This window comes from Terribacillus saccharophilus (genome assembly GCF_046592895.1).
GTDB lineage: Bacteria > Bacillota > Bacilli > Bacillales > Amphibacillaceae > Terribacillus > Terribacillus saccharophilus_D.
This window is the reverse complement of record NZ_JAWVPU010000004.1, coordinates 261,620-287,845: the sequence shown is the minus strand read 5'-3', so window position 1 is coordinate 287,845 and position 26,226 is coordinate 261,620. Positions and strand designations below refer to the sequence as shown.

The window sequence follows — 26,226 nt, the reverse complement described above, 5'->3', positions numbered from 1 at the left end:
ATGAAAATCCGTTTCAAAATAAAAGATTAAGCTAGAGGTGATTAATATGATACAAATTGAAATAATCTCTGTTTTAATAGGTATAATTTTAATTGTCATAGCATTTTTGCTAGCAGTAAAGAAAAAATTACATCTGCTTAGAGGATATAATCACCAACGGATGTCACAAAGAAATAAGCAAAAACTCATAGACATTGTAAGTTCTTCTAATTTAATGTGTGGAACAATCTTAATCCTAGTCCCCTTTATGCTTCCTTGGTGGTGGACTGTGAATACAATTCACTTTGTAATTATTGCTAATCTTGTCATTTTGATTTATGTAAATAAAACGTTAGTTGATAAATAATGTTAATTCAAAGATTTAGAAATGGTACACACTGAACACTTATGAGTAAGTATATGGAACATTCAAGGAAGTTAGTGAAAACTATTTAGGAGGAAAACATTAATGTATCAAGAGTGATTTACATGGATTAATATACCAGGATATCGTTAATAGATTGAATGTTGGGCATGATAATAAGCAGCACAAAGTGTTTGCTTATATGGCTGCCGCAACAGAAAACCTGAGATAACAGAAGCCTTTTCGCAGCATGATATAGATTTTGAAAGACTGTTGGAAATGTCTCAAAAATGGTCAGCAGCAGAAACGTATTTCATTGAGTTAGGATGTCAGTTTTATGATGGCTATAACTTTTATTCTATTGAAGACGAACAAGAAAAAAAGGCGAATAATCATCTTTTGGTAGCATGATGATGGTATGGATCAAAGCAATATGAAAGTCATGTTATCAGCTATTCAATTTATAAATTCATGAAAGGGATTTCGGAAGATGGGTACTGTCATGATGCCCTTATCATCTGTTCCATGGTCGGCGAGTTTCGGCATGCTGATTGATAAATTTGGTGTGTCGTGGAAGTTTAGTGGTGAGGCAAGTAAATTCCTGGCTAGTTTCGATAGGTGAATTGATAGTAGCTCATTGTCATCAGCATCACGTGAGACGGTCAAGTAGGAGAAATCCTATAAAGTGTGATTAAGTTTATTCTTTGCAACTAGTGATTAAGGTGGGGAAGGTCGGCGGACGATGATTTTCCCACTATCTGCGTAGAAGTAAACGAATCATCTTAACAATTCTTCGATCAGCTTGGTGAAGAATATGTGGCTCATAATGCCATTGCGGCTAATGAACAGATTAAAGTAATCACAAGATAATTGGGCTCAAAAAGCCACATCTAAATGAAAACGCTTACATATACTGCTGTAAATCCGCTAAGGGGGTACAGTCATGAGTAAAGTGAATCAGTTCCTGGAGGAGAAGGTAATGCCGGCTGCTGCAAAGGTTGCCCAGCAGCGACATTTGAATGCACTTCGTGATGGACTTATTTTATCGATGCCGCTGATCATCATCGGCTCGTTCTTTCTGATTCTGGCTAATTTCCCGATTCAGTCGTATATGGACTTTCTTGCAGAAAGGCCTCAGTTGAAGGAGAGTTTGCTCTATCCATACCGTGGGACATTCGAATTGATGACATTGATTGCTGTCTTTGGCATCGGGTACCGTTTAGCTGAGTCGTATAAAGTCGATCCACTTGCGGCTGGTGCAGTATCTTTATCTGCTTTTTTCGTCGGTACACCTTATGTTACGTATATAATCGGCAAGACACCAGAAGGAGCTGCCATTACAGAAACAGCTTATCAAACTGCCATGTTCACGAGTAAAGGTCTGTTTGTCGGGATGCTGATTGCCCTGCTATGCACCGAGATATACCGACTGATCGTGCAGCGCAATCTAGTCATCAAGCTGCCGGACGGTGTGCCGCCTGCCGTTGCCCGATCCTTTACAGCTTTGATTCCAGGATTTTTTGCCATCATCGCCATCTGGGTCATACGTTTGCTTGTGGAGAACGTCGGTTCATTCGGCAGCATTCATAATGTCATTACAGTACTGCTGCAAAAACCGCTCACTTCCATTGGAACAACTCTCACAGGTACAATTATCATTTTCTTATTGATCACTTTGCTGTGGAGTACCGGTTTGCATGGCGCTACGATTGTCGGAGCTGTAACAGGTCCAATCTGGCTTACGCTCACAGCGGAGAACGCCAAATCATTTGAACTTGGGGAGCCTGTGCAGCATATCGTTACGAATGAAATCAATGATATCGTTTTTATTGGAGGATCGGGAACGACATTAGGTTTGGTGCTGGCTATGCTGTTATTCGCGAAAAGTCAGCAGATGAAGCAGCTGGGAAGGCTGAGTATCGGGCCGGGTATTTTCAATATCAATGAACCTGTGCTGTTCGGGATGCCGATTGTCATGAATCCGCTTTTGATTGTACCTTTCATACTGACGCCTCTGATCTCTGTTGTGATTACGTACCTCGCCATGGACTGGGGTATCGTCGCCAAACCGATCGGTATCGTGCCTCCTTGGACCATGCCGCCTATATTACAGGGATATTTGATAACCGGCAGTATCTCGGGAGCCATTTTACAAGTTGTCATCCTTATGTTGTCGTTTCTCATTTATTATCCTTTCTTCAGGCTTTGGGATAAACAGAAAGCAGCCGAAGAAGCAGGAGGAGAAGAGCAATGATTTTGCTCTTCTTTTTACATAGAAAGGCTTCCTTTTAAGAAGGTGTGAAAAGATAGGGATAGTGGAATGTTAATGAAGAGAATCTTTCAATATAGAAAAATTGAAATTCTTGCAGGAGTTATTGCGCATCATCGAGAAAGAAATAGAAAAAGACTGTAGGAGGGGAATCATGTCGACGTCTTATGAGGAATTAGTAGCAGAAATGGAACGAATTTCGACCGTAATACAGAAGTTTCCGGAAAATCTCCAGAGTAAAGTGTTCGATATCATGGTGAAGAGCTATCTTGGTGAACAGGTTTATGAAGTGGCAGCTGCGGAAGATCCGGAGCCTGAAGCTGTGCAGCATATTTCTGTCATAGACACCAATCGGGTTCAATCCATCAAGAAACGTCCGATTCGGCGCAATAAAGACTCCTATAGCATGGTGAAAGATCTGGACTTACTTGGTAAAAGCGGTGTTGAGCCGTTTCGTGATTTCCTGGAAAGATATGAAGTGAACTCCAACATCAAGTTCAATACTGTGGCGGTTTATTATTTAAAGAATGTCTTGCATATATCGGATGTGACAATCGATCATATTTACACATGCTATAAAAATGGGGAACGTAAAGTCCCAGGAAACCTCAGGCAAAGCATCACTGATACCTCAAGTTCTAAATACGGCTATATCAATATGAGCGATAACCATATCACGCTAAGTGTCTTGGGTGAAAATCTTGTAGAGTTTGAGCTGAAGCAGGAAGCGTAAAAAAAGTTTCAAGAAAGCGTAAACAAGGAATATATAATCAGAGCGTTACTGAATCAACACAAATGAGTGGAGGGAAGTAACAATATGAAAAAAACGAATATTGGTTTGATTGCAGGAGGAACAGTAGCACTGGCCGCAGCAGGTACCTTTTCTTATTTGAAACGTAAAAAGAACGATACAGATGTAACAGGATCGAATTTGCAGGAGAAAGAACGGGAAGATAAGCAGCTGAGCCCGGATGCTAACAAAGATGATGTTGAAAAAGGCTTGAGTGCCTTGGATCATGCTTATCGTGAGGAATGGGTGGCAAACACCATCACGCCGACTGAAGAAGAAATCAAACGTGCGGAAAAGAAAGTGAATGAATGATAGTAACCCCGGCTACTAGCCGGGGTTTTTGTTTGCATTTAAAATCATGTCAAGCTGACCATCATACGGCAAGGGTAAGAGAAGATGCTTGCCTAAAGTTGTACTTGGATTGCAGTCCGCTTTCAAACTATAATGAAATTAAACTATTAAAAGGAGTCAAAAGTCCATGACTGCGATATCATTTTATACTGTTGCGATCCTTGCATTGATTCTCCTTCTTTTAACAGGGATTATGACAAGTGTGTATTTTATCTTCAAATCATATAATCGAAAACGGCAGCAGGCTGTCATGTCAGAATGGCAAGCTGCGCGAAAATTGAGGGAATGACCATGTATGAAATTGTTGCTTTATCGCAAAGTGAGGCAGAGTCGATAGCATACACATGGAAATATGAAGGCGAATATCGTTTCTATGATATGGATCAAGATGAAGAAGATCTGGCTTTGTTCCTCGATCCAAGAGAACGTGAAGATAAGATTTTCGCTGTGAAGCAGAAGGAAGAGTTAATCGGCTTTTTATCTGTGGATATTGTGGAAGCAGATGCTCAAATAGGATTCGGTATCCGGCCCGATTTGACAGGTCGAGGGATTGGACAGGGTTTTGTTGCCTTTTTAGTGAAAGCAGTGCAGGACATGTATCAGCCGACGACGATATCACTTGCAGTGGCTGCTTTCAATCAGCGGGCAATCACCGTTTATGAACGAGTCGGTTTCCGTGAGACCGAGCGATTCAATCAGTTCACAAATGGAGCTGCTTATCCGTTTGTACGAATGATAATGAAAGTAAAGAACCCCTCCGCATGAAGCGGAGGGGGTTCTCATTATATGATCTGTTTGCCCATTTGCCCTAAAGCATAGTAAATGCCATGCTGCAGCGTCTGGAAACAATCGAATGCAGCTAGTGAGATGCCCGAGCTGGTGATTTGCAGACCAAGCTCTGGTGAAATTCCGACAAGCAATGTTTTCGTGCCGATCATGGATGCAGCAGAACCCACTTTGCTGATCAGGGTTGCCGTGTATTGGCTGATTTCTTTATCCAGTCCTGTCAAATCAAGCAGTAAGTATCTTGCTTGGTGTGCCGGCAAATTCTCCAGTGTTTTGAAAAGGAGTTCCTCAGAGCGTTCTTCATCGTATTTCCCAATTAACGGGACAACTACGACATGATCAAGCACAGGAATGATGGGTGAAGATAAATCACGCACAAGCGTCTTCAATTCCCTGGTTTTATCCTCGACAAGTGCTTCTAATTCCATGATCTGCTGCGATTCCTTTTTCCGGGCCAGCTGATGGATATTATTTGCCACGGTAATCTCGGATGGAAAGTAATGGATGATGGTGCTTTCATAGCCTTCCAATTGATAATGTTCTACTTTATACCATATATTCGTCCCGAACATACCGCTGAAGATACCTGCATAGTGGGCAGGCAGAAAGCATCCGCCTTCTGTTTTACCTTGTTCCACATTGATCTTATGCTCCCAGCTGTCAATCAATTCTGCAGTCAGTGTATGTTTCTCGGCATCGAGATTCGTGATTTTCGTTCTGCCCCAACCTGCTGAAGCATATGTATTCGTGATCAATTCAGCTGCCTGCTGAAGACCGACATTCGGTTTGTTCTGGAAGTACTGACCTACCACGACCCCTTGCCGATATCCAGTCGTTTCGAATACAAGATTGGAAACTTCTTCTCCTGATATTTCTTCTATCGTATCAAAGAATTCTTTCATGGCACTGGAAATCCAAAACAATACTGCATCTTCACTCTCATATATGAACCTGCCTTTATCCAGTTCCCAGCCGAACTGAAGGCCGCCGATCTCTATCTTGTCCAATGATTCCGTACTCCTTCTTCGTCCATTTTATCGTCCAATTTCATTATAGTTTTTCTCAAGGCACAATGCCAGTCGTATGCAAATACATTGTCCCGGTGTTGTATAACGAAAAGCAAGAAGCGTACCCAGCTATCGATGGGTACGCTTTTCTATCATTTAGTAATATCCATGAATCCTTCCCCAAATACATCCCTGACATCGTACAGTGTAATAAATGCCTTGGTATCGATGGAACGGACGATTTTTTTCAAAGGAAGAAGTTCTTGCTTACTGATGACAACATATAATATCTCTTTTTGATTTTGCGTATAATAGCCGCGGCCTTCCAGCAATGTGACGCCTCTGTCGAGCTGGGTGGAGATGGTTTTTGCAATCGTATCCTTTTGATTGGATATGATGAACACAGCTTTCTTCGGATTCAATCCTTCGATCACGAACTCCATCACTTTGGTGGCGATATATAGCATGATCACCGTGATCAGCAGCTTTTCCGTGCCGATGATGAACCATGATGCTGCAACGACGATCAAATCAAAGAACAGCAATGCGAAACTTGTTTTCCAATCCAAATACTTATTCGCCAGACGAGCAAGTATTGCCGTTCCTGCTGTTGTTCCGCCGACTTTCAACACCAGGCCGATGCCGACACCAGCAAAGACCCCGCCGAAAACAGCGTTTACCAAGACTTGATCTGAAGCGATTTCCCAGCTTTCTGTTATATGAAGGAAAATGGAATTGAGTATGACGACAATGATGGTATAAAAAACAGTTTGCTTATCGAGGAAACGATATCCTATGATGAGCAAAACCCCATTCAATATCAGGTTCATGATACTCGGAGCCCAACCGAGAGCATAAAACAAGATGATGGTGACACCGGTCACACCGCCTTCGCCGAGTTCACTCGGGATGGCGAATATATTCACTGCCAAAGCAAATAGGAAAGAACCAGCGATCAGGAATACCAGGTCTTTGAGGAAATGCTGCTTCGTCTGTTTCATCTGATAACCCCCTTTTAGTAGTCATTTTTCTCTGATAGACCACGAGATTATAACATACTGCATAATAGCTTGCCATATTACTTGACAAGATTATAAGGAATAACTTCCGGTTTGGCGAAAGATGCAGGAAGGGTAATTGTAATTGGTAAAGTTATTCTGAAGGAAATGCGCATAAATTGTGTCTGATTATGAAAAAGACTAGTATGGATATATAGTTAGTAGGAGGGTTATGCAAATGAAGGATTCATTCAAAGCATTAGTTGCAGATAAACAAGATGAGGATTTTTCCGTACAGCTGAAAGATCTGACGGTAGACGAGCTGCCAGAAGGAGAAGTGCTGATAAAGGTCCACTATTCAGGAGTCAACTATAAAGACAGTCTGGCAACGATTCCAAACGGGAATGTTGTGAAATCTTACCCGATTGTGCCGGGAATTGATTTAGCTGGGGAAGTGGTTTCATCAGAGGACGAACGTTACAAGCCTGGCGACCTTGTTATCGCCACAAGTTATGAGATCGGGGTGTCACGTCACGGAGGATACAGTGAGTATGCCAAAGTGCCTGCAGATTATATCGTACCGCTTCCGGACAGGATGACTACGAGGGAAGCGATGATCATAGGCACCGCAGGTTTCACTGCTGCCCTTTCCGTGCAGCGCCTATTGGAAAATGGTTTGAACAAAGAAAACGGGCCAGTACTGGTTACTGGTGCAACCGGAGGAGTAGGCAGTTTTGCAGTAGCCATCCTTTATAAACTGGGGTTTGAAGTAGAGGCGAGTACCGGTAAACAAGCAGAGCATGATTATTTGAAAGATCTTGGAGCAGCACGCATCATTTCCCGGGACGAAGTCTACGATGGAAACTTAAAGCAGCTTGCCGGTCAAAGATGGGCGGCTGCAGTCGATCCGGTAGGCGGGGAGCCGCTGGCAAGTGTACTTAGCCAGCTTAAGTATAATGGATCTGCCGCTGTAAGCGGCTTGACTGCTGGAGGCAAAGTGCCGACTAGCGTTTTCCCGTTCATTTTACGGGGCATCAATCTGCTTGGAATCGATTCCGTTTACTGTCCAAAACCTATTCGGGAAAAAGTGTGGATGCAGCTGGCCACTGCTTTCAATCCAGGTGATTTGGAACGATTCGTCATTGAGGAACTGACGCTGGAGCAGCTGCCGGAGGCTTTGCCTAAGCTGCTGAAGGGACATGCCCGCGGAAGGTATCTTGTTCGCATCGGTCAATAAACTGTGACGATTATGTGGCAGTTAAATTTGAAAGGTTTGTGAACTTGCTCACAAATTGATTCCGTTTGCGTGCTGTACATGACATAATCATAGGTAAATATCTATGTGAGGTGCACTATATGATTTATCTATTGATTGTGTTTGCAGCGTTTTGTGTCGTCGGCTGTTTTGCTGCTTGGTTGAAAATGGTCAAACAAGACGGACAGCAATTTACGAATATAGCGGAAACTCAAACGGAAAAATTTAAAAAAGCCAATTGAATATAAAGGCGTGCTGCTTCAGCGGCGCGCTTTTTTTATATGACCAATTTACTATTCTTTCTTTGAAACTATGTTTAACTTGAGATAATGAGGGTAAATACAAGGTATTCGAATCATGCTTAGCAAGAAAGGTACAGGGAAATGAAAACAGTTACAGATATGAAGAAAAGTGTAAGTTTTTTTAACAACTTTGATGATGCAGCTCAAGGTGTGCTCGATATCATCAGTGAGTTCGTGAAAATCAATACACTATTCATCGCCAAAAATGATAAAGTCCAAAATGAAATCATCAAAGTCATCAATCAAGACCAAGTTTTGCTTCAAGAAGGGGAGAAGCTGCCTTTTAATGAGACTTTGTGCAAACTCAGTGTCGACCATGGAAGGGATATATTGATCATCCCGGATTTAGAGAAAAGTGAGTTATCCCAATCACTTGATGTGGCTAAAGATTTAGGAGAAGGCTGTTTTATCGGAATTCCCATTTATTACGAAAACGGAGAGAATTATGGGACGATTTGCGGGCTGGATTCTAAATCCTTTTCGTTCACAGAAGAGCATGTACGCCTGTTTGAAACGATGGCTTCCCTGCTGACCTTCGTGCTGGAACTAGATAATGCCAACAAACAGATTCAAAACTTATCCGCACCATTTGTTCCAATCACATCGGGAGTTGCCGTTCTTCCGGTTATCGGTTTCATCAATGAAGACAGAGCAGAAAAAATCATCCAGCTATCACTTCAAAAAAGCCAGGAGTTAAACTTGGATTACCTCGTCATCGACTTGTCAGGGATTTCACAAATCAATCATGTTGTCAGCAGTTCGCTTTTGAAGATAGCCTCTTTATTGAAACTTATCGGTGTGACGCCCATTTTGACTGGCTTCCACCCTGATCTTGCCTTAAAAGCTTTATCATTACAAATGCAGCTGAAAGATATTGTGATCGAAGCGAACCTTGAGCGAGCGCTTCACAAAATAGGCTTTTCATTGGAAAAACGAGATACAGTATAAAACCGGACAATCACGATTGTCTGGTTTTTTTGTTTAGGATTTGGAAGGAAAGGTTAAGGAATAGCATTTGATTGAAAGGAAGGAAATCATGCTGGTGATCAGTTTTTTATTTGTTTGCTTATTTGCAGTGATTCATTTTTTATCAGCATTTTTTGATCGCATTCCTTCTGGGGTACGCTACCGGATGCGCGCCGTTTCGGGCGGCATAACGATCGCTTATGTATTTTCCATTACACTGCCTAATCTTAGTACGACACAGGAAACAGTGGAGAAATCCACTTCCAGCGATTTCGTGGATATGCTGAACAGTCATGGTTTTATTGTAGCCATGCTAGGTTTGCTGCTCAATTACGGCTTGGAGATGGTGCAAAAAACTTATAAACAGGAAAATCCTCGACTGCATGTGCGCGCGGCTATTCCTGTTGTTTATTACATCCTATTTAATGTGATCACTGGTTATCTTCTGCTGCACGGACAAATAGGAAACGTTCAGGAAACGATTTTTTATTTTGCTGCCTTGGCTATTTACTTTTTTTCATCAGATTTGCAATTATCCCAGGAGAGCCCTCACTTCTTCAGGAGAATAGGAAGATGGCTGCTCATTGGAGGTGTATTCGGAGGATGGCTGCTTGGTACAAGCTTTTCCCTCAGTGCAGCCGCTATTTCGAGTCTGTATGCATTTGTTTCTGGCGGAATCATCTACCATGCCATCAAAGGGCAAATGCAAGAGGAAGGCAAACTGCCGATGTTCCTGTATTTTGGAATTCCTTGTATCCTATATACAATCATCTGGGTGATGGTAAAATAAGGAGGAATCTAAATGAAGAAAATGCTCGTTTATAATCATAAGGATACCCTGCTGGTGCAAAACTGTTAGCGGAAGCTTAAAAACTATGCCATACAAAATGATGTAAGACTAATCAAATTGGACAGCTTCAGTTTTCAGGCTCCTGCATTTTACCAAAAACATGGGTATACTGTCTTCGGCAAGGTGGAAGATCATCCAGCAGGGCACTCCCAGTATTATTTGATGAAAAGATTGTAGGGAACTTTTTTCGGGCGTTTTCGTATTAGTTAGTAAGATTACAAAGGGGGAAACAAATATGATGACATATGCCTTTGAAAAAATTGAGATGAAATTATCAGGTAAGATGAAAAAAGACTACCGGGAAGTAGTACAGGAATATGCACAAAAAGGCTGGCGTTTACATAGCATGAACCCGATACCTGGTTATGACGGGATGGCTCTCAGTATCGAGCTGATTTTCGAAAAAGAAGCATAAGAGGTGCTCACATGATCATCAGGAAAATAGAAGAAAAAGACAATCAGCCCATCGAGCAGCTGATTCGGACTTGCTTGAAGGAATTTGGTGCCGACAAACCTGGTACTGCATGGAGTGATCCGGATTTAGGGCGTTTTTATACTTTATATCAGCAGCCGCGATCCATGTATTGGGTTGTGGAACAAGAAGGGGAAGTTGTTGCTGGCTGCGGAATTGGTCCTGTTGCAGGACATCCAGAAACTTGTGAGCTGCAAAAGATGTATGCAGCGGAAGATACGCGCGGCACAGGAATCGCCAATGAACTACTGGATACGGCCCTGGCTTTTGCCAGCCAACACTACAACCGCTGTTATTTGGAGACGTTGAGTAATATGACAGCTGCAAATCGTTTTTATGCAAAGCACGGTTTTCAACGGATGGACAAGCCACTAAGTGAAACAGAACATTACGCATGCGACGTTTGGTATATAAAAGATCTCTAAAAAGAAGGTGGCATGTTGCATTTCAAAGCTGTTTTGAATGTATTGGAAGCTAACGATATCCCGTATACCATCGGTGGGTCATTATTATTGTCGCTGAAAGGTCTGCCTGTCATTCCGAGTGATGTTGACATTTTAGTTGAATCAAAGATATTTGCCAGCGCCCATGAAGTGATTCGGAGTTATGCGACTGCCTTTGAAGACAAACCTGCACAAGGTCGTTTCCTAACGGAAGCATGTACCACTTTCACGCTGGCTGATCGATTGCAAGTGGATTTGATGACGGGATTTGCTATCGCACATGAAGCTGATCGGTTTGAGATGCGATTTACAATTGAAAAAGCAGAGACTCATGCCGGCTTGCTTCCGCTTAGCAGTATGGAAGCGTGGTATGTGATGTATTGGCTGCTCCCCGGCAAGGAAGCGAAACGAGCTTTGATGGAGGACTATTTCCTCAAGGGTGGCTTGGCGGATCGAGAATGCTTGAAGCAAGCACTCATGCTCGGATTACCAGCTGAGGCATCACATGCAATCAAGGACTTATTGACGAATACATGACGAAGCAATGCAAAAAAGCATAGTAGTAACTACTTAAAAATCCCTGTACCAAGGGATTTTTTTGTTTGTTAACAAAGCTGTGACGATTACGCCACAATTTGTTCAATATTTCACAATCCTAAATGGGAAAGCAGGAGTATACTAAATGTAACAGGAGCATGTGACATATTTCACATACTATCCGGTAAATCATTTAAAGAAAGAAGGCGGCAAAATGGATGTTGTAGAACTTTCACGTATCCAATTTGCATCAACGACATTGTTCCACTTCCTATTCGTTCCTTTGAGCATAGGATTGGCATTCATCATTGCAATCATGGAAACATTGTATGTTGTCAAAAAAGATGATAAGTACAAAAAAATGGCAAAGTTCTGGGGACATATATTCCTGATCAACTTCGCAGTCGGTGTTGTCACCGGTATCCTGCAGGAATTCCAATTTGGGATGAACTGGTCGGAATATTCCCGTTTCGTTGGGGATGTCTTCGGTGCGCCGCTTGCTATAGAAGCTTTACTAGCATTTTTCATGGAATCCACTTTCCTTGGTCTGTGGATCTTCGGCTGGGATCGTCTGCCGAAATGGGTACACGCATTATGTATTTGGTTAGTATCTCTCGGTACGATGTTTTCAGCGTTTTTCATTCTGTCTGCAAACTCATTCATGCAGCACCCGGTAGGGGAAGTATTGCAGCATGGCAGACTTGAAATGAATGATTTTCTAGCTATCCTGTCAAATGGTCAGCTTTGGGTGGAATTCCCGCATACGCTGTTCGGATCATTCGCCACTGGTGCATTGTTCATTACAGGTATCAGTGCGATTGCCTTGCTTCGTAAGAAACATGTAGCGTTTTATAAAGGATCGTTCAAAGTAGCGATCGTCGTCGGTTTGATCAGCGGTATCGGTATTGCGTTGTCCGGTCACGAACAAGCGCTTTATCTAGTGGAAACACAGCCGATGAAAATGGCTGCTAGTGAAGGGCTATGGGATGATAGTGCGGATCCGGCTCCTTGGACTGTTTTAGCGAATATTGACACAGACGCAAAAGAAAATACAGCTGAGCTTAAGATTCCATATGCATTGAGCTTCTTATCTTATGGGGAGTTCAAGGGTTCTGTGGAAGGTATGAATACCCTTCAGGAACGATATGAAGATCTATATGGTCCAGGAAATTATATTCCGCCTGTTAAAACAGCATTCTGGAGTTTCCGTATCATGGCGGGACTAGGCGGAGCAATCGCTGTATTAACAATCTGGGGTGCATATCTGTATGCACGTAAAAAACTTATCAATAGTAAATGGTATCTGCGTTTGATGGTCATTGCGATCAGCTTCCCATTCATCGGAAGCTCTACCGGCTGGATCATGACTGAAATCGGTCGCCAGCCATGGGTCGTATTCGGATATATGAAAACAGAAGATGCAGTCAGTGCTGGTGTGACAGCAGGAGAGGTATTATTCTCCCTTATCACTTTCTCTGCTTTATATGTAATTCTGTTTGTGGTCATGATTACGCTGATTGTACGCGAAATCAAAAAAGGACCGCATCACGATATCGAAGAGACAGATCCGATTGCAGATCCATTCACGAAGGAGGGTCAACATGCTTTCTCTTAATGAATTCTGGTTCATTCTCGTTGCTGTTTTGTTCGTTGGCTTCTTCTTCTTGGAAGGCTTCGACTTCGGTGTTGGGATTGCAAGTAAGTTCGTAGCGAAGGACGATTTGGAAAGACGCGCGTTCATCAATTCGATCGGTCCATACTGGGATGCCAATGAAGTGTGGCTGATCACAGCGATCGGTGCGATGTTCGCCGCTTTTCCTAACTGGTATGCATCCATGCTGAGCGGTTTTTATCTCTGCTTTGCGTTCATCTTGTTCGGATTGATCGGGCGCGGTGTTGCGTTCGAGTTCCGTGGTAAAGCGGATCACCCGACTTGGCGTAAAACATGGGACTGGGTGATTCTGTTTGGCAGTATCATTCCGCCGCTAACATTCGGTATCATGTTCACTGCTTTGATCCAAGGTGTGCCAATTGATGAGAATATGATTCTCCATGCCGGAGTGTCCGATGTCATCAATGTGTATACAGTTCTTGGCGGTGTGACACTCACCATGCTTTGTGTATGGCATGGCCTGATTTTCGGCACACTACGTTTGATGGATACTTTGCGGGAACGCTGCCGTAAAGTAGCGAAAAACTTGCTGCCGATCAATGCGATTTTATTGGTTGCATTCCTTGGCATGACGTTCTTTAAAACAGATATGTTCGCCGTTCATGGGAATATTTTAGAGTATCTGTTCATGGTCGGTATTCTCGTTTATATCGCGTCTGGCTACTTCATCACTCGTAAACGTGATGGCTGGGCATTCTTGATGTCTGGCTTGATCATGATCTTGTTGATATCGTCTGTGTTTATCGGACTGTTCCCACGGGTAATGATCAGTTCAGTCAGTGAAGCGTATAGCTTGACTGTGCAAACAGCGTCTTCAGGACATTATTCATTGAAAGTCATCACCTATCTAAGTTTGGCATTGCTGCCATTCGTGTTAGGTTATCAAATCTGGAGCTACTACGTTTTCCGTAAACGTGTAGATCACAAGGAGCATATGGAATACTAATGGGCAGAAATTTAATGGCTTACAAAGGAATAAAAACGGTGCTGCTAGTGCTCTCCGCATTGACGCTTGCGCAAGCTATAGCCATTATCTTTCAGGCGAAATGGCTGGCGGAGGCCATCACGCACCTATTCCATGGTCAAAGTTTCACATCTCAACTCCCTTTGATAGGCTGCTTTATAGCAGCCTTTCTTGCTAGGCAATTATTACAGCTGATCATCAAAAAGGTGTGCTTCCGCTTTGCTGAAGCAACTGTCGAAGATATGCGCAAGGCATTTTTGGAAAGTGTGTTCAAGCTTGGACCTCGCTATACAAAACAGGAAGGCACCGGGAATCTGGTCACTTTCTTGTTGGAGGGAGCAGGTAAGCTGCGCGATTATTTGGAGCTGTTTTTGCCGAAGCTTGTTTCCAATATGATCACACCATGGCTGGTGCTGGTTTATATTTGGCTATATGACGATATCTCGGCAATCATTTTATTGGTTACCATCCCGATTCTGATCGCGTTCATGATTCTGCTCGGTTTGGCTGCCCAGAAGAAAATGGACAGTCAGTGGAAAGCATACCGTATGCTTTCCAATCACTTTGTTGATTCATTGAGAGGCCTGGAAACGTTGAAATTCCTCGGCCGCAGCAAAGAACATGGCGATACGATCGAGAAGGTGAGCGGTCAGTATCGGAAATCAACGCTTGGTACATTGCGGATCGCGTTTCTTTCCACATTCGCGTTGGATTTATTCACACAGCTTGCGATTGCGTTTGTTGCCGTGACACTTGGTTTGCGGTTGATTGATGGAACGCTTCTGCTTGAACCTGCCTTGATGATCCTGCTATTGGCACCGGAATATTTCCTTCCTATCCGCGAAGTTGGTAATGATTATCACGCAACATTAGATGGGAAAGACGCTGGTGATCAGATGCTTGCTGTCATCAAGTTAGCAAAAGAAAAGCATGAAGGTAAAGAAGCGGTCGTGTGGCAACATGACAGCGAGCTTGTTCTGAAAGATATGGCGGTTGCTTACGAAAATGATCGAACTGCATTGTCTGAGTTGAATTTGCGCATAAAAGGAAATCAAAAAGTCGGTCTGATTGGTGCAAGTGGTGCTGGTAAATCTACTTTCATCGATTTGCTCAGCGGCTTCATCGACCCAGCTGCCGGGCAGGCAGAAGTGAACGGCGAGCCTGTGGATTTCACAGCGGATATGTGGCAGAAACAAACTGCTTATATACCGCAGCATCCGTTCATATTCCAAGGCAGTGTCAAAGATAATGTACGTTTTTATGCACCAAATGCAACAGATGAACAAGTGGAAAATGCAATCGACCATGCTGGTCTGCGGCAAGTTGTCGATAAGCTGCCTGCAGGGTCCGATACGCTGATTGGCGAAGGTGCCAGGTCTCTGAGCGGCGGCCAGGCGCAGCGTGTAGTGCTGGCAAGGGCATTTTTGAGCGATCGTCCGATTGTCCTGTTGGATGAACCGACAGCACAGCTTGATATTGAAACAGAATATGAATTGAAAGAAGTAATCGAAGAGCTCGCTTCCGATAAATTGCTGTTCTTTGCATCACACCGACTGCACTGGATGCAGGAAATGGATGTGATTGTCGTAATGAACAACGGACGGATCACTGAGTACGGCACACATGAACAACTGATGGCAAATGACGGTTTGTACGTCCGTTTGCTGAAAGCTCAAATGGGGGATAATCATGAAGCATCGTGACTGGATCATGCCATATGTAAAACGATATAAATATCGCATGTTGACCATACTGCTGCTTAGTATGCTGACAGTCGGATCAGCTGCGGCATTGATGTTCACATCAGGCTATTTGATTTCAAAATCGTCGCTTCGGCCGGAAAATATCCTGCTCGTCTATGTACCGATTGTCCTCGTCCGGGCGTTCGGGCTTGGGCGTTCAGTGTTCCGGTACTCCGAACGACTCGTCAGCCATGATTTCATCCTCCGTGTGCTGGCAAAAATGCGGACTAGGCTTTATCATCTGGTTGAACCAAAAGCAGCCACAAGCAAATCGATGAAAACAGGTGAAGTGCTCGGTATATTGGCAGAAGACATCGAGAGCTTGCAAGATTTGTATCTGCGCACAGTGCTGCCGACTGCTTCTGCAGTGCTTCTCTATGTCATCAGCATTTGCGCCCTGGGATTTTTCGATTTGGGCTTTGCTGTGCTGATGGCGATCTACTTCTTCGTTCTCGTCGTTGTGATGCCGATTTTCTCCCTATTGCATATGCGTTCGGTGAATCAGGCGTACAAAAAGGATAAAGATGCATTGTATCAATATGTAACAGATGGTTTCCTTGGCATTCATGATTGGGTGCTGAGCGGACAGAAACATAAGTTTTTCAGCCGCTTTTTCAAACGTCAGGAAACGCAGGATAGAGCTGATAAGCGGTCGAAAAACTGGTCTTATTATCGTGAATTCATCGGTCAGGTGATCGTTGCTGCCATGCTGGTCACGATGCTCGCATTCGGCGTGACCCTATTTGCGGATGAAAGGATTGCCGGTGTTTTCATTGCTGCTTTTGTTCTTGTCATCATCCCTCTTTCCGAGGCGATCCTGCCTGTTTCGAATGCTGTGGAGAAGTATCCGCGCTACGAGGAATCGCTGAACCGTGTGACGATGCTCGAAGCGGATCAGGAGAAGGCGACCGAAGAAGTTTCTTATGAAGGTTCCTTGAAGGATGTCCATCTGACAGTGGAAAATGTGAATTTCAGCTATGAGGAACAGGAAAACGTGATCGAGGATTTGTCACTGGATCTATCGCAAGGTAAGAAAATAGCTATCATCGGAAAAAGTGGTGCCGGTAAATCGACACTGCTCAAACTGCTGCAAGGAATGCTTGCGCCAGATGCGGGTGCTGTCCGAGTGAATGGGTACGAAGCGGCATCGATTCGTCCGGATATGACGAAGCTCATATCCGTGCTGAATCAAAATCCTTATCTCTTTTACACAAGTGTCGCTAATAACCTGCTTCTGGCAAATGAATCAGCAACAGAAACAGAAGTGAAAGACGTCATGAGACAAGTCAAGCTGCATGATTTGGTAGCCAGCCAGCCCGAAGGATATCAAACATCGATGCAGGAAACGGGTCAACGCTTCTCTGGCGGTGAGCGTCAGCGAATCGCGCTGGCACGTGTCCTGTTACAGGATACACCGATCGTCATGCTGGATGAACCGACTGTAGGACTTGATCCGATTACGGAACGTGACCTGCTGGAGACGATTTTCGAAAGTCTTATCGATAAAAGTTTACTTTGGGTGACGCACCATCTTGTCGGGATGGAACAAATGGATGAAATCATCTTCCTGGAAGAAGGAAGGGTGAAGATGCGCGGGACGCATGCGCAATTGCTTCAGGAATCCTCGCATTACCGAAAATTATATGAGCTGGATCGCCCTGGGGTCTTTCAGCATTCTTAATCCAAAGCTTCCTTGCTTTGGATTTTTTTTGTATAAAGTTGCAGCGTGCTCTTCATACTACGGATAAGCACAATTTAAATGGAGTGACGTGATGGATATTCTTCTTGCCGTCCTGCCGGCATTGTTTTGGGGCAGTATTGTATTATTCAATGTCAAGCTTGGCGGAACCCCTTATCATCAAATCCTCGGTACTACGATCGGTGCTCTGCTGCTTTCCGTCGTCTTATATTTATTTGTACGGCCAGAATTGAATGGTTTCATCTTCTTGATTGGATTGCTTTCCGGGGTGTTTTGGTCGCTTGGTCAAACATTCCAGCTGAAAAGTGTTCATGCAATCGGTGTCTCAAGGACAATGCCAATCTCGACCGGAGCTCAGCTTGTTTCCACCTCCTTGTTCGGTGTGATTGTATTTGGAGAATGGAGTACAGCCAGTGCCGTCATACTAGGGATACTGGCATTATTACTGATTATTGCAGGAGCAATATTAACATCCAGACGAGCTAAGGGTGAGCTGAAGGATGACGCGGATAAGGGCGCTTTTCGAAAAGGGTTACTATTCATTGCCATTTCGACAGTCGGCTATCTTGTTTATGTTGTCATTGCCAGGCTGTTTGGAGTCGATGGATGGACTGCACTCTTTCCGCAAGCAGTTGGCATGGTAGTAGGCGGTCTCATTCTCACAGTGAAATATAAACCATACGATTTTTACACAATCAAAAATATCATTCCTGGTGTGATATGGGCTGCTGGAAATATGTTTCTCTTCCTCTCACAGCCCCGAGTTGGGGTAGCAACGAGCTTCTCCTTGTCCCAGATGGGCATCGTCATATCCACACTCGGCGGTATATTCATTTTAGGTGAGAAGAAAACGAGGGGACAGCTGATCAGCATCAGTATCGGTATTATCCTGATTGTTATTGCTGGGTTTCTCTTAGGCTATACAAAATCATGAAAAAGGAGATTTACGTATGTATCCAAGTCTGCAAGGAAAAGTAGTTGTGATCACCGGTTCATCTACTGGTTTGGGACGGGCAATGGCATTGCGCTTCGGCCAGGAAGGTGCCAAAGTTGTCGTGAATTATTACAATAATGGTGACAAGGCACAAGAGGTAGTGCAGACAATCAAGGAAAACGGCAGTGATGCAGTAGCGGTACAGGGAAATGTAATGAAGGAAGAAGATGTAGGAAAGCTTGTTCGGACAGCTATCGATAGCTTCGGAAAACTGGATATCATGATCAATAATGCTGGGGTGGAAAATGCTGTTCCTTCTCATGAACTATCGCTGAAAGATTGGGACCGAGTCATCGGAACAAACCTGACCGGAGCGTTCTTAGGCTCGCGGGAAGCATTAAAGTATTTTGTCGAAAACAATGTCAGAGGAAATATCATAAATATGTCTAGCGTGCATGAAGTGATCCCTTGGCCATTGTTCGCTCATTATGCAGCTAGCAAAGGTGGTGTAAAGCTGTTGACGGAAACCTTGGCACTGGAATATGCTCCAAAGCACATTCGTGTTAACAATATTGGTCCGGGAGCAATAAACACACCGATCAATGCGGAGAAATTTGCCGATCCCAAGCAGAAAGCGGATGTGGAAAGCATGATTCCGATGGGGTACATCGGAAAGCCGGAAGAAATTGCTGCGGTAGCTGCCTGGCTCGCTTCTGATGAATCGAGCTACGTGACTGGAATCACCTTATTCGCAGATGGCGGCATGACCAAGTACCCAGCTTTCCAAGCTGGAAGAGGATAGACGGAGACAAAAATACTTTAGTTAGATGAAAACCCGGACTATACTGCATATCAAGATTTGCAGTATAGTCCGGGTTTTTAATTAATAATCTATGCAAGAGTAGGCTGAACACGTAACAAGCTATTCTTTAGTGTTCATATATCATTTTACGCGTCATACCGCCGTCCACAACAAGATTTTCCCCGTTGATGAAATTATTCTCCGCAGATGTAAGGAAGAGGCAAGCTCTTGCGATATCAGATGGTGTCCCGACTCGTTTGGATGGATGCTGATCATGATCGACAGGGCGAAGGCTGTCATATTCTGCTGTTTCGATCCAGCCAGGGCTGATGCTATTCACTGTAATGAAATCTTGCTGAAGTGACATTGCCATTGCATGAGTAAGAGATGTAATCCCGCCTTTTGTCGCAGCATATGCTTCCGTGTCCGGCTCGGACATGGTCGCACGAGTGGAAGCAATATTAACGATCGAGCCGCCTTTTCCGCTATTTTTCATATAACCTGCTGCTTCCCTGCTGGCAAGGAAAGTACCGCGTAAGTTTGTATTGATGATAGAGTCCCATTCCTCGACAGATAACTCAAACATATTTTTGAATGCACTGACACCAGCATTGTTGATCAAAATATCTATCTGACCAAAATGGTCGAAAATTTGTTCCATGAAATTGGTCACTTCTTTATGAAGGCGCATATCGGCTTGGAGGGCAAGTCCTTCACCATCCATTTCCTTCACTGTCCGCTCGACAGCAGCCTGATCCAAATCGACGGCAGCCACTTTTGCTCCTGCAGCTGCATAAGCAAGTGCCACGGCTTTTCCGATTCCATTTCCAGCACCGGTTACTACGGCAACTTTATTTGTGAAATCCATTTTACTCATCCTTTCTTATCTTCGTAATAAATATGCCTCAGGGACCATGTACCATCTTCATTCACGATCAGTTCCCCGTAGGAAAACTTCTCCTGCCGACGCTTATCAGTCGGAGAGCCGGGATTGAAGAAGACAAGGCCATCTTCTTCTTTATGAACAGGGATATGGGAATGCCCAAAGATCAGTAAATCAATCGCTTCCCCTTCGAATCCCGCTCTTGCCCGCTGTTCTGTCGTCTTTCCTTTTCCGTCTCCATGAGTCAATCCGACCTTGAGTCCATGAAAAGTCAGCAGTTGTTTTTTGGGCAGCTCCTCGATCAAATCAGAGCTGTCTATGTTGCCAGAAACAGCTGAGACTGGAGCAAAGGAGGAAAGGGAATCAAGTACACGTCTATCCTGGAAATCTCCTGCATGGATGATATGGTCAGCCTGCTGCAAATCGGGAAGCAGTGCAGACGGCCATACTTTTGCCATGCGCGGCATATGGGTATCAGCTAAGATGATGATCCGCATCAGCTTCTCCTCCTAACAATCTCATAGTACCCAAATGTCTATTGCGGCAATCATAAAAAACCGCCCACCCTGAAGGGGGAGCGGTCATCATCAATGCTGTATTTGATGTTCAGGCTGATGCAGTGTGATATCGGCACCAAGCTGTGTGAACAGCCCTACGATATCTTCATAGCCGCGCTGAATGTGTTTGATATCCGTTATCTTGGTCACACCATCAGCGGCAAGGCCGGCTAGTATCAAGGAAGTACCCGCACGCACGTCATGTGCTTTCACTGTTGCGCCTTCCAGATTGGAACTGCCGTTGATCACAATTTGATGATCGACAACGTCAATATCGGCACCAAGTTTCTTCAGTTCGCCCACATGTCCGTTACGATTCGGATATACTTTGTCCAGGATTGTGCTGGGGCCGCCTGCCAGTATGAGGAGGGTAGTCAGCGGCTGCTGCAAGTCGGTAGCGAGTTCAGGATACATGCCTGTTTGGATTCGCGCTCCTTGCAGTGCCGTACCTGAAGCTGTCATGCTGTCATCATCTTCCGTGATGGTCATGCCAAGCTCGATCAATTTATTCGTACAGCTTGCCAAATGCTCAGGGATGACATTTTTCACCGTGATGCGTCCGTTTGTCACACCGGCAGCCATCAAAAAGGCGCCAGCAATCAAACGATCCGGAATGACCGTATGTTCAATACCGCCGTGAAGGGATTCCACACCATCAATCGTGATTTTCTCGGTTCCGGCACCTTTGATTTTTGCACCCATCAAATTCAGGAGGTTGGCTAAGTCAACCACTTCCGGATCTTTGGCAGCATTATGGAATGTTGTGCGGCCTTCAGCTTTGACAGCTGCAAGCATGGCATTGATTGTAGCACCGGATGTAATCACGTCGAATGTAATCTCTGCTCCTGTCAGTTTGTCACACGATACTTCATAATACTGCTGCTTGAAATCAAAGACAGCACCAAGTGCGGAAAGTGCCTTCACATGCTGATCGATCGGCCGGGAGCCGAAGTCATCTCCGCCTGGATAACCAATTTGGACGGTTTTGACTTTATGCAGTAAAGCTCCGACGAAATAATAGGAAGCACGGAAATCTGACGTTTTCGCCAAATCAAGTTTTCCGGAAGTGATATGTTTTCCAGTCAGCTCATAGGTGTTTTTCTCTACTTCTTTCATATTCAAACCGATATCTTCGGCAATGTCTTTTATCAATAAAATATCCCTGATAGCGGGGATATCGTGTAGTGTAATCGTCTCATCTGTCAAACAGCCTGCTGCGACCAACGCCAGCGCACTGTTCTTTGCTCCCGGTATTGTTACTTCCCCGGTCAGCGGGCCGCTTTTTCTGACTTCAAACCATGCATTGTCCACTCTATAACTCTCCTTGTCTAGTTTCCAGTCTGAAAGCCAGAAATAAAAGAATCGATGCACAGGAATAATCCCTGGCATATTGGAAATCCACTATTTCTGATGAGCCTTCAGCGTTTTTATCTGCTCTCATATGCACATAAAATCCATTTTACCATTAATCAGCGAAGAAGTAGATAGGGAATAAGTATTCCTATATGCAGTTTTTGCCTTTTTCTCTGAACCTGTCAAGTGAAAGTCTCATATACTAGCGGTAACAGACTTTTATGCTACAATGAAAGTGACTGGACTATACCGTGGAAGGCAGGCTTATCATGAAAGGAAAAAAGATCATCAAGGGCACGGCTGTCGGGCTGCTTGTACTTTTTCTATTTTGGTTCGTCCGGGAACATATTGAACTGTCACCTGAGCAAATACAAGGATGGATTCTTTCATTCGGAATCATCTCCCCATTGATCTACATTGGGATTTATACAGTGAAACCTGTCATTTTTTTCCCGTCCTCTGTTCTTTCGATCGCTGGCGGGTTAGCTTTTGGCTTTATCAAAGGGACCATATTCATCTTGATCGGTTCAGCAGGTGCGGCGATTGTCGCATATTTACTTGCTTACTTTTTCTCCGAACGCTTTGCGGATAAGAAGTATGGGGAGCGGACGGATAAAATCAAGCAGAAACTGCATGATGAAGGTTTTCTTTATGTATTGGTGATGCGGGTGCTTCCGGTTTTCAATTATGATTTGGTCAGTTATGTTGCCGGTCTGACAAGAGTTAAATTCAAGCAGTATATGGCCGCAAGTATTTTAGGTGTGCTTCCGGGCACGATGACTTATGCGCTGGTCGGATCAAGTATCGTATCCTTGAATTATATGTATCTCGCTATTATTGTATTGATTATATTGATTTGTGCTTTGATCGGGTTTTGGAAAAGAGACAAGATCAAGGAAATATTGACTTGAAGGCAGCGGAGAGCTGTCTTTTTTTATGGGATTAAAGGGAAGAAGCAGTCGGGCGGAAAGAAAAAGACCAAAAGGCAGAATGCTGTCTTTTGGTCTTGTACTCAAGCAAAAGCTGTTACATGTATGCCGCATGCTTTCTCATAAGCGCGCTGCAAGATCCTGGTGATGCTGCCAGGCTTTCCATTGCCGACTTGTTTTGCGTCAATCTCAATGATCGGCATGATTTCGCTGGTTGTACTGGTGATGAATACTTCATCGGCTTGCAGCAGATTTTCCACGCGAAAGGCAGTTTCCTTCACCTGAAGACCTGCTTGCTGAGCGAGTTCCAGCACTCTGGCCCGGACACAACCATGTAAGATGTTGACTGTAGCAGGATGTGTATAAAGGATATCGTCTTTGATCATGAATACATTGGAAGAAGAGCCCTCGGTGACGGTGTCTTGTTTATGAAGGATAGCTTCATATGCTCCTTTTTCCTTGGCTGTTTGCTTTGCCAGTATATTCGGCAGCAGGTTCAAACTTTTGATATAGCATAAATCCCATCTGATATCATCTGCCAAAATAGCACGTACACCGTGCTGAAGGGAGGAGACAGGCCGATTGCTCGGTTCGATATAAGCATAGAAATTACTTGGCACATCAGGGAAACTATGCTCGCGCGTTGCGGATCCGCGAGTGATTTGCAAATAAAGCTTTGCATCTGTCCGGACATCATTTGTGGCAGTTAATTTCTGGAGTGCTGCAATCAATTCTGTTTTTATAAATGGGACTTTCAATCTGATTGCATCAGCTGAACGATATAGTCGATCGATATGTTCTTCGAGCAAGTCGAAGGAACCTTGGTAAATACGGATAACCTCATAAACACCGTCCCCGAATTGCAATCCCCTTTCCTCGAAAGGATACAAAAGTGATTCTTTCGGGATGATTCCATCCTGTGTCAGCACATGACTGTATACGCTCATATCCATACCTCCTCATTGTTACTGTCCATTATAGCAAAGTAAAAAGCAGCAGCGGAGCAAGAAATTTGTCGAATTAGGTTTAGAATGTTGCACGCATGTAAAAACCTTGTTATACTACTTAACATACTATTTATAAACCGGGGTAATCATTTCGCTTGTCATGCACTTGTCTACTACCCTTGAGCCAACGCAGTGTCTCGTTTTAAACGTAACGAGGCATTGCGTTTTTAACTATGTAAATGATGGAAAAGATAATATAGGAAGGAGGCCGTATAATGGATACAGAACAGCTGAAAGAAGAGCTGATTGCATACAGCAAGAAAATCGGGATAGATAAGATCAGGTTCACAACAGCAGATGTCTTTCAAGAGCTGAAGGAAAGGCTGAAGCAGCAGCAGGAGAACAATTATCAGTCAGGCTTTGAAAAAGGGACGATCGAGGAGCGAACAGAACCGAAAAAACTCATGCCATCAGCTCAATCCATTATCGCAATTGCGCTTGCTTATCCTTCCAGACTGCAGCATGCACCAAAGAGTACGAAGGAAGAACCGCGCGGATTGTTTTGCCGGGCCTCCTGGGGAATGGATTACCATGAAGTGCTGCGCGACCGGATGAATAAATTGACTGACTTCCTAGCTGAAAGGGTCGAAAACTTCACATACCGGTCGATGGTTGATACAGGGGAATTATCCGACCGCGCCGTGGCGGAGCGGGCAGGCATTGGCTTCAGTGCCAAGAATAGCTTCGTCATCACGCCGGAATTCGGTTCATATGTGTATCTTGGGGAAGTGATAACCAACATACCATTTTTGCCGGATGAACCGGTCGAGGATAGCTGCGGTACATGTACCAAATGCATCGACTCCTGTCCAACAGGGGCACTTGTCCAAGGAGGTCAGCTGAATGCACAGCGGTGTATCGCTTATCTGACACAGACAAAAGATTTCTTGCCCGATGAATTCCGTACCAAAATCGGAAACCGGATTTATGGCTGTGATACATGCCAGCTTGTTTGCCCGAAAAATAAAGGGATGGACTTTCATTTACATGAAGAAATGGAGCCGGATCCTGAAATCGTAAAACCACTGCTGAAACCATTGCTGAAGATGTCAAATAAGGAATTCAAAGCTAAATTCGGTTTGATATCCGGCTCATGGCGCGGTAAGAAACCGATTCAGCGAAACGCCATCCTGGCAATCGCCCATTATAAAAGTACATCAGCTGTACCGGATTTGATTGAACTGATGAATCATGACCCGAGGCCTGTCATCCGCGGAACTGCTGCTTGGGCAGTTGGCAAGATCGGCCTGCCTGAAGGTTTTGAGGCGATCCGGAATGCGATGGAAAAAGAGCAGGATGTCCAAGTGCTGGACGAGATGGAAAAAGGGCTTGATTTTGAAAGAAAATATGCAGAAACACACTAAAAAAGGAGCGGAAGGCTCCTTTTTCACTTTCAAAGAGACTGAGCACATACTTTTATATTAACTTGTCCATTCATGAAAGAAAGGCCGCAGCAGCGGCCTTTCTAATGTTTTGCCCAGCCTTTTTGTTCGATGAAATCCTTCATATACACACGCCTTGGTATACGGAGCTTATCCGTAGCTTGTTCGGTCCACGTTGTCTTACGGCTGTTCTTGGATCGATCTACATAATAAGATTGGATGGTGCGATCGTATTCTTCTAGCTGGGCATTGAGCATGCCTTTATCGACATTGTATCTATTCTCATGATAAACACTGGCGAATGGCAGGCGAGGTTTACTTTCGTTCACTTTCTCGGGATAGCCAACAGCAATGCCGAACAGCGGCAATACATGTGCCGGAATGCCAAGACTTGCCGAGACACCGGCCAGATTATTTCGGATACCGCCGATATAGCAGATGCCAAGCCCCATCGATTCCGCAGCGAGTGCTAGGTTCTGGGCCGCAAGCGAGGCATCGATCGTACCGATCAGCAAAGCTTCGGTTCCTTGGATGCTTTCGGAAATATCTGCCCGCAAATTGCTTGCCATTTCCTTATGACGATAAAAATCAGCGCAGAAAACGAAGAAATGACCATTTTTGACGACATAATCCTGGCTGCCCGCATAGGTGCTCAATTCCTTTTTCACTAAAGGATCGCTTACCCCGATGATCGAGTATGCTTGAAGGAAGCTCGACGTGGATGCTGCTTGTGCAGCGGAAACGAGTTCCTTGATTTGTTCCTCTGAGAGTTGCTCGGATGTAAAAGATCTTACTGATTGATGGCGCAATATGGTTTGCAAGACATCAGACATCGTATTCTCCCCCTTTTTTATAAGCATACACAAAATCGTCACATTTGTAACTAAAAATGTTTGCGCTTTCATTACCGAATGAAGACAAGTCCGGGAAGCA

The 26,226-nt window shown here is 44.2% G+C and carries 28 protein-coding genes and 1 pseudogene; 22 read left to right on the top strand and 7 right to left on the bottom strand.

Annotated features, from left to right (window positions below; translation table 11 throughout):
* Positions 1–46: 46 nt before the first annotated feature.
* From SFC66_RS14230 to SFC66_RS14205, 6 genes are all read left to right on the top strand, one after another.
* Positions 47–346 (top strand): DUF3784 domain-containing protein, encoded by a 300-nt coding sequence (locus SFC66_RS14230; protein ID WP_411219401.1) that lies wholly within the window; start codon positions 47–49, stop codon positions 344–346.
* A 940-nt stretch (positions 347–1,286) separates the two neighbouring features.
* On the top strand, positions 1,287–2,597 hold the full coding sequence (gene celB / locus SFC66_RS14225) for a PTS cellobiose transporter subunit IIC (protein WP_411219400.1): 1,311 nt from the start codon (positions 1,287–1,289) through the stop codon (positions 2,595–2,597).
* Between the two features lie 169 nt (positions 2,598–2,766).
* Complete coding sequence (locus SFC66_RS14220; protein WP_411219399.1) at positions 2,767–3,345, top strand: hypothetical protein; 579 nt, start codon at positions 2,767–2,769, stop codon at positions 3,343–3,345.
* An 84-nt stretch (positions 3,346–3,429) separates the two neighbouring features.
* Positions 3,430–3,714: an LPXTG cell wall anchor domain-containing protein gene (locus SFC66_RS14215; RefSeq protein ID WP_411219398.1), complete on the top strand. Its 285-nt coding sequence runs from the start codon at positions 3,430–3,432 to the stop codon at positions 3,712–3,714.
* A gap of 166 nt (positions 3,715–3,880) precedes the next feature.
* Positions 3,881–4,042, top strand: a complete 162-nt coding sequence (locus SFC66_RS14210) for a hypothetical protein (protein WP_411219397.1) — start codon at positions 3,881–3,883, stop codon at positions 4,040–4,042.
* A gap of 2 nt (positions 4,043–4,044) precedes the next feature.
* On the top strand, positions 4,045–4,518 hold the full coding sequence (locus SFC66_RS14205) for a GNAT family N-acetyltransferase (protein ID WP_411219396.1): 474 nt from the start codon (positions 4,045–4,047) through the stop codon (positions 4,516–4,518).
* A 17-nt stretch (positions 4,519–4,535) separates the two neighbouring features.
* On the opposite strand, the gene SFC66_RS14200 is transcribed toward SFC66_RS14205, so the two are convergent.
* The gene (locus SFC66_RS14200; RefSeq protein ID WP_411219395.1) at positions 4,536–5,546 is read right to left on the bottom strand and encodes an STAS domain-containing protein; all 1,011 of its coding nucleotides are present in this window, start codon (positions 5,544–5,546) and stop codon (positions 4,536–4,538) included.
* 152 nt (positions 5,547–5,698) lie between these two features.
* Positions 5,699–6,547 (bottom strand): YitT family protein, encoded by an 849-nt coding sequence (locus SFC66_RS14195; protein WP_411219394.1) that lies wholly within the window; start codon positions 6,545–6,547, stop codon positions 5,699–5,701.
* Positions 6,548–6,782: 235 nt separating this feature from the next.
* Between SFC66_RS14195 and SFC66_RS14190 the strand changes: the two genes are divergently transcribed.
* From SFC66_RS14190 to SFC66_RS14125, 14 genes and pseudogenes are all read left to right on the top strand, one after another.
* Complete coding sequence (locus SFC66_RS14190; RefSeq protein WP_411219393.1) at positions 6,783–7,781, top strand: acrylyl-CoA reductase family protein; 999 nt, start codon at positions 6,783–6,785, stop codon at positions 7,779–7,781.
* A 119-nt stretch (positions 7,782–7,900) separates the two neighbouring features.
* Positions 7,901–8,041: a hypothetical protein gene (locus tag SFC66_RS14185; RefSeq protein ID WP_411219392.1), complete on the top strand. Its 141-nt coding sequence runs from the start codon at positions 7,901–7,903 to the stop codon at positions 8,039–8,041.
* 141 nt (positions 8,042–8,182) lie between these two features.
* On the top strand, positions 8,183–9,049 hold the full coding sequence (locus SFC66_RS14180) for a GAF domain-containing protein (protein WP_411219391.1): 867 nt from the start codon (positions 8,183–8,185) through the stop codon (positions 9,047–9,049).
* Between the two features lie 88 nt (positions 9,050–9,137).
* Positions 9,138–9,857 carry a hypothetical protein gene (locus SFC66_RS14175; RefSeq protein WP_411219390.1) on the top strand — a complete coding sequence of 240 codons (720 nt, stop codon included), beginning with the start codon at positions 9,138–9,140 and terminating at the stop codon, positions 9,855–9,857.
* Between the two features lie 96 nt (positions 9,858–9,953).
* Positions 9,954–10,094, top strand: a pseudogene (locus SFC66_RS14170) (GNAT family N-acetyltransferase); the annotation flags it as partial.
* A 58-nt stretch (positions 10,095–10,152) separates the two neighbouring features.
* Complete coding sequence (locus SFC66_RS14165) at positions 10,153–10,332, top strand: DUF4177 domain-containing protein (protein ID WP_411219389.1); 180 nt, start codon at positions 10,153–10,155, stop codon at positions 10,330–10,332.
* Positions 10,333–10,343: 11 nt separating this feature from the next.
* Entirely contained in the window at positions 10,344–10,814 is a 471-nt protein-coding gene (locus SFC66_RS14160) for a GNAT family N-acetyltransferase (protein WP_411219388.1), read from the top strand.
* 12 nt (positions 10,815–10,826) lie between these two features.
* Positions 10,827–11,369: a hypothetical protein gene (locus tag SFC66_RS14155; protein ID WP_411219387.1), complete on the top strand. Its 543-nt coding sequence runs from the start codon at positions 10,827–10,829 to the stop codon at positions 11,367–11,369.
* Between the two features lie 214 nt (positions 11,370–11,583).
* Positions 11,584–12,984: a cytochrome ubiquinol oxidase subunit I gene (locus SFC66_RS14150; RefSeq protein WP_411219386.1), complete on the top strand. Its 1,401-nt coding sequence runs from the start codon at positions 11,584–11,586 to the stop codon at positions 12,982–12,984.
* On the top strand, positions 12,971–13,987 hold the full coding sequence (gene cydB / locus SFC66_RS14145; RefSeq protein WP_411219385.1) for a cytochrome d ubiquinol oxidase subunit II: 1,017 nt from the start codon (positions 12,971–12,973) through the stop codon (positions 13,985–13,987). The genes SFC66_RS14150 and cydB overlap by 14 nt, the downstream gene beginning before the upstream one ends.
* Positions 13,987–15,708 carry a thiol reductant ABC exporter subunit CydD gene (gene cydD / locus SFC66_RS14140; RefSeq protein WP_411219384.1) on the top strand — a complete coding sequence of 574 codons (1,722 nt, stop codon included), beginning with the start codon at positions 13,987–13,989 and terminating at the stop codon, positions 15,706–15,708. The genes cydB and cydD overlap by 1 nt, the downstream gene beginning before the upstream one ends.
* Positions 15,695–17,428 carry a thiol reductant ABC exporter subunit CydC gene (gene cydC / locus SFC66_RS14135; protein WP_411219383.1) on the top strand — a complete coding sequence of 578 codons (1,734 nt, stop codon included), beginning with the start codon at positions 15,695–15,697 and terminating at the stop codon, positions 17,426–17,428. Before cydD ends, cydC begins: the two co-directional genes overlap by 14 nt.
* Before the next feature lie 91 nt (positions 17,429–17,519).
* The gene (locus tag SFC66_RS14130; protein ID WP_411219382.1) at positions 17,520–18,380 is read left to right on the top strand and encodes a GRP family sugar transporter; all 861 of its coding nucleotides are present in this window, start codon (positions 17,520–17,522) and stop codon (positions 18,378–18,380) included.
* Positions 18,381–18,396: 16 nt separating this feature from the next.
* Positions 18,397–19,182, top strand: a complete 786-nt coding sequence (locus tag SFC66_RS14125) for a glucose 1-dehydrogenase (RefSeq protein WP_411219381.1) — start codon at positions 18,397–18,399, stop codon at positions 19,180–19,182.
* A 127-nt stretch (positions 19,183–19,309) separates the two neighbouring features.
* Here SFC66_RS14125 and SFC66_RS14120 read toward each other — a convergent pair whose 3' ends face one another.
* The 3 genes from SFC66_RS14120 to murA all read right to left on the bottom strand — a co-directional run bounded on the left by SFC66_RS14120 (position 19,310) and on the right by murA (position 21,933).
* Positions 19,310–20,050, bottom strand: coding sequence for a glucose 1-dehydrogenase (locus SFC66_RS14120; RefSeq protein ID WP_411219380.1), 741 nt, complete (start codon positions 20,048–20,050; stop codon positions 19,310–19,312).
* 5 nt (positions 20,051–20,055) lie between these two features.
* A complete protein-coding gene (locus SFC66_RS14115) occupies positions 20,056–20,562 on the bottom strand; it encodes a metallophosphoesterase family protein (RefSeq protein ID WP_411219379.1) in 507 nt (168 codons plus the stop codon).
* 90 nt (positions 20,563–20,652) lie between these two features.
* Positions 20,653–21,933 (bottom strand): UDP-N-acetylglucosamine 1-carboxyvinyltransferase, encoded by a 1,281-nt coding sequence (murA, locus tag SFC66_RS14110; protein WP_411219378.1) that lies wholly within the window; start codon positions 21,931–21,933, stop codon positions 20,653–20,655.
* A gap of 311 nt (positions 21,934–22,244) precedes the next feature.
* Between murA and SFC66_RS14105 the strand changes: the two genes are divergently transcribed.
* Entirely contained in the window at positions 22,245–22,886 is a 642-nt protein-coding gene (locus SFC66_RS14105; RefSeq protein ID WP_411219377.1) for a TVP38/TMEM64 family protein, read from the top strand.
* Between the two features lie 101 nt (positions 22,887–22,987).
* Here SFC66_RS14105 and dat read toward each other — a convergent pair whose 3' ends face one another.
* On the bottom strand, positions 22,988–23,851 hold the full coding sequence (gene dat / locus SFC66_RS14100) for a D-amino-acid transaminase (protein WP_411219376.1): 864 nt from the start codon (positions 23,849–23,851) through the stop codon (positions 22,988–22,990).
* A 275-nt stretch (positions 23,852–24,126) separates the two neighbouring features.
* Here dat and queG point away from each other — a divergent pair, with 275 nt between their 5' ends.
* On the top strand, positions 24,127–25,275 hold the full coding sequence (gene queG / locus SFC66_RS14095) for a tRNA epoxyqueuosine(34) reductase QueG (RefSeq protein ID WP_411219375.1): 1,149 nt from the start codon (positions 24,127–24,129) through the stop codon (positions 25,273–25,275).
* 101 nt (positions 25,276–25,376) lie between these two features.
* On the opposite strand, the gene nfsA is transcribed toward queG, so the two are convergent.
* Positions 25,377–26,126, bottom strand: a complete 750-nt coding sequence (nfsA, locus tag SFC66_RS14090; RefSeq protein WP_411219374.1) for an oxygen-insensitive NADPH nitroreductase — start codon at positions 26,124–26,126, stop codon at positions 25,377–25,379.
* Between the last annotated feature and the right edge of the window lie 100 nt (positions 26,127–26,226).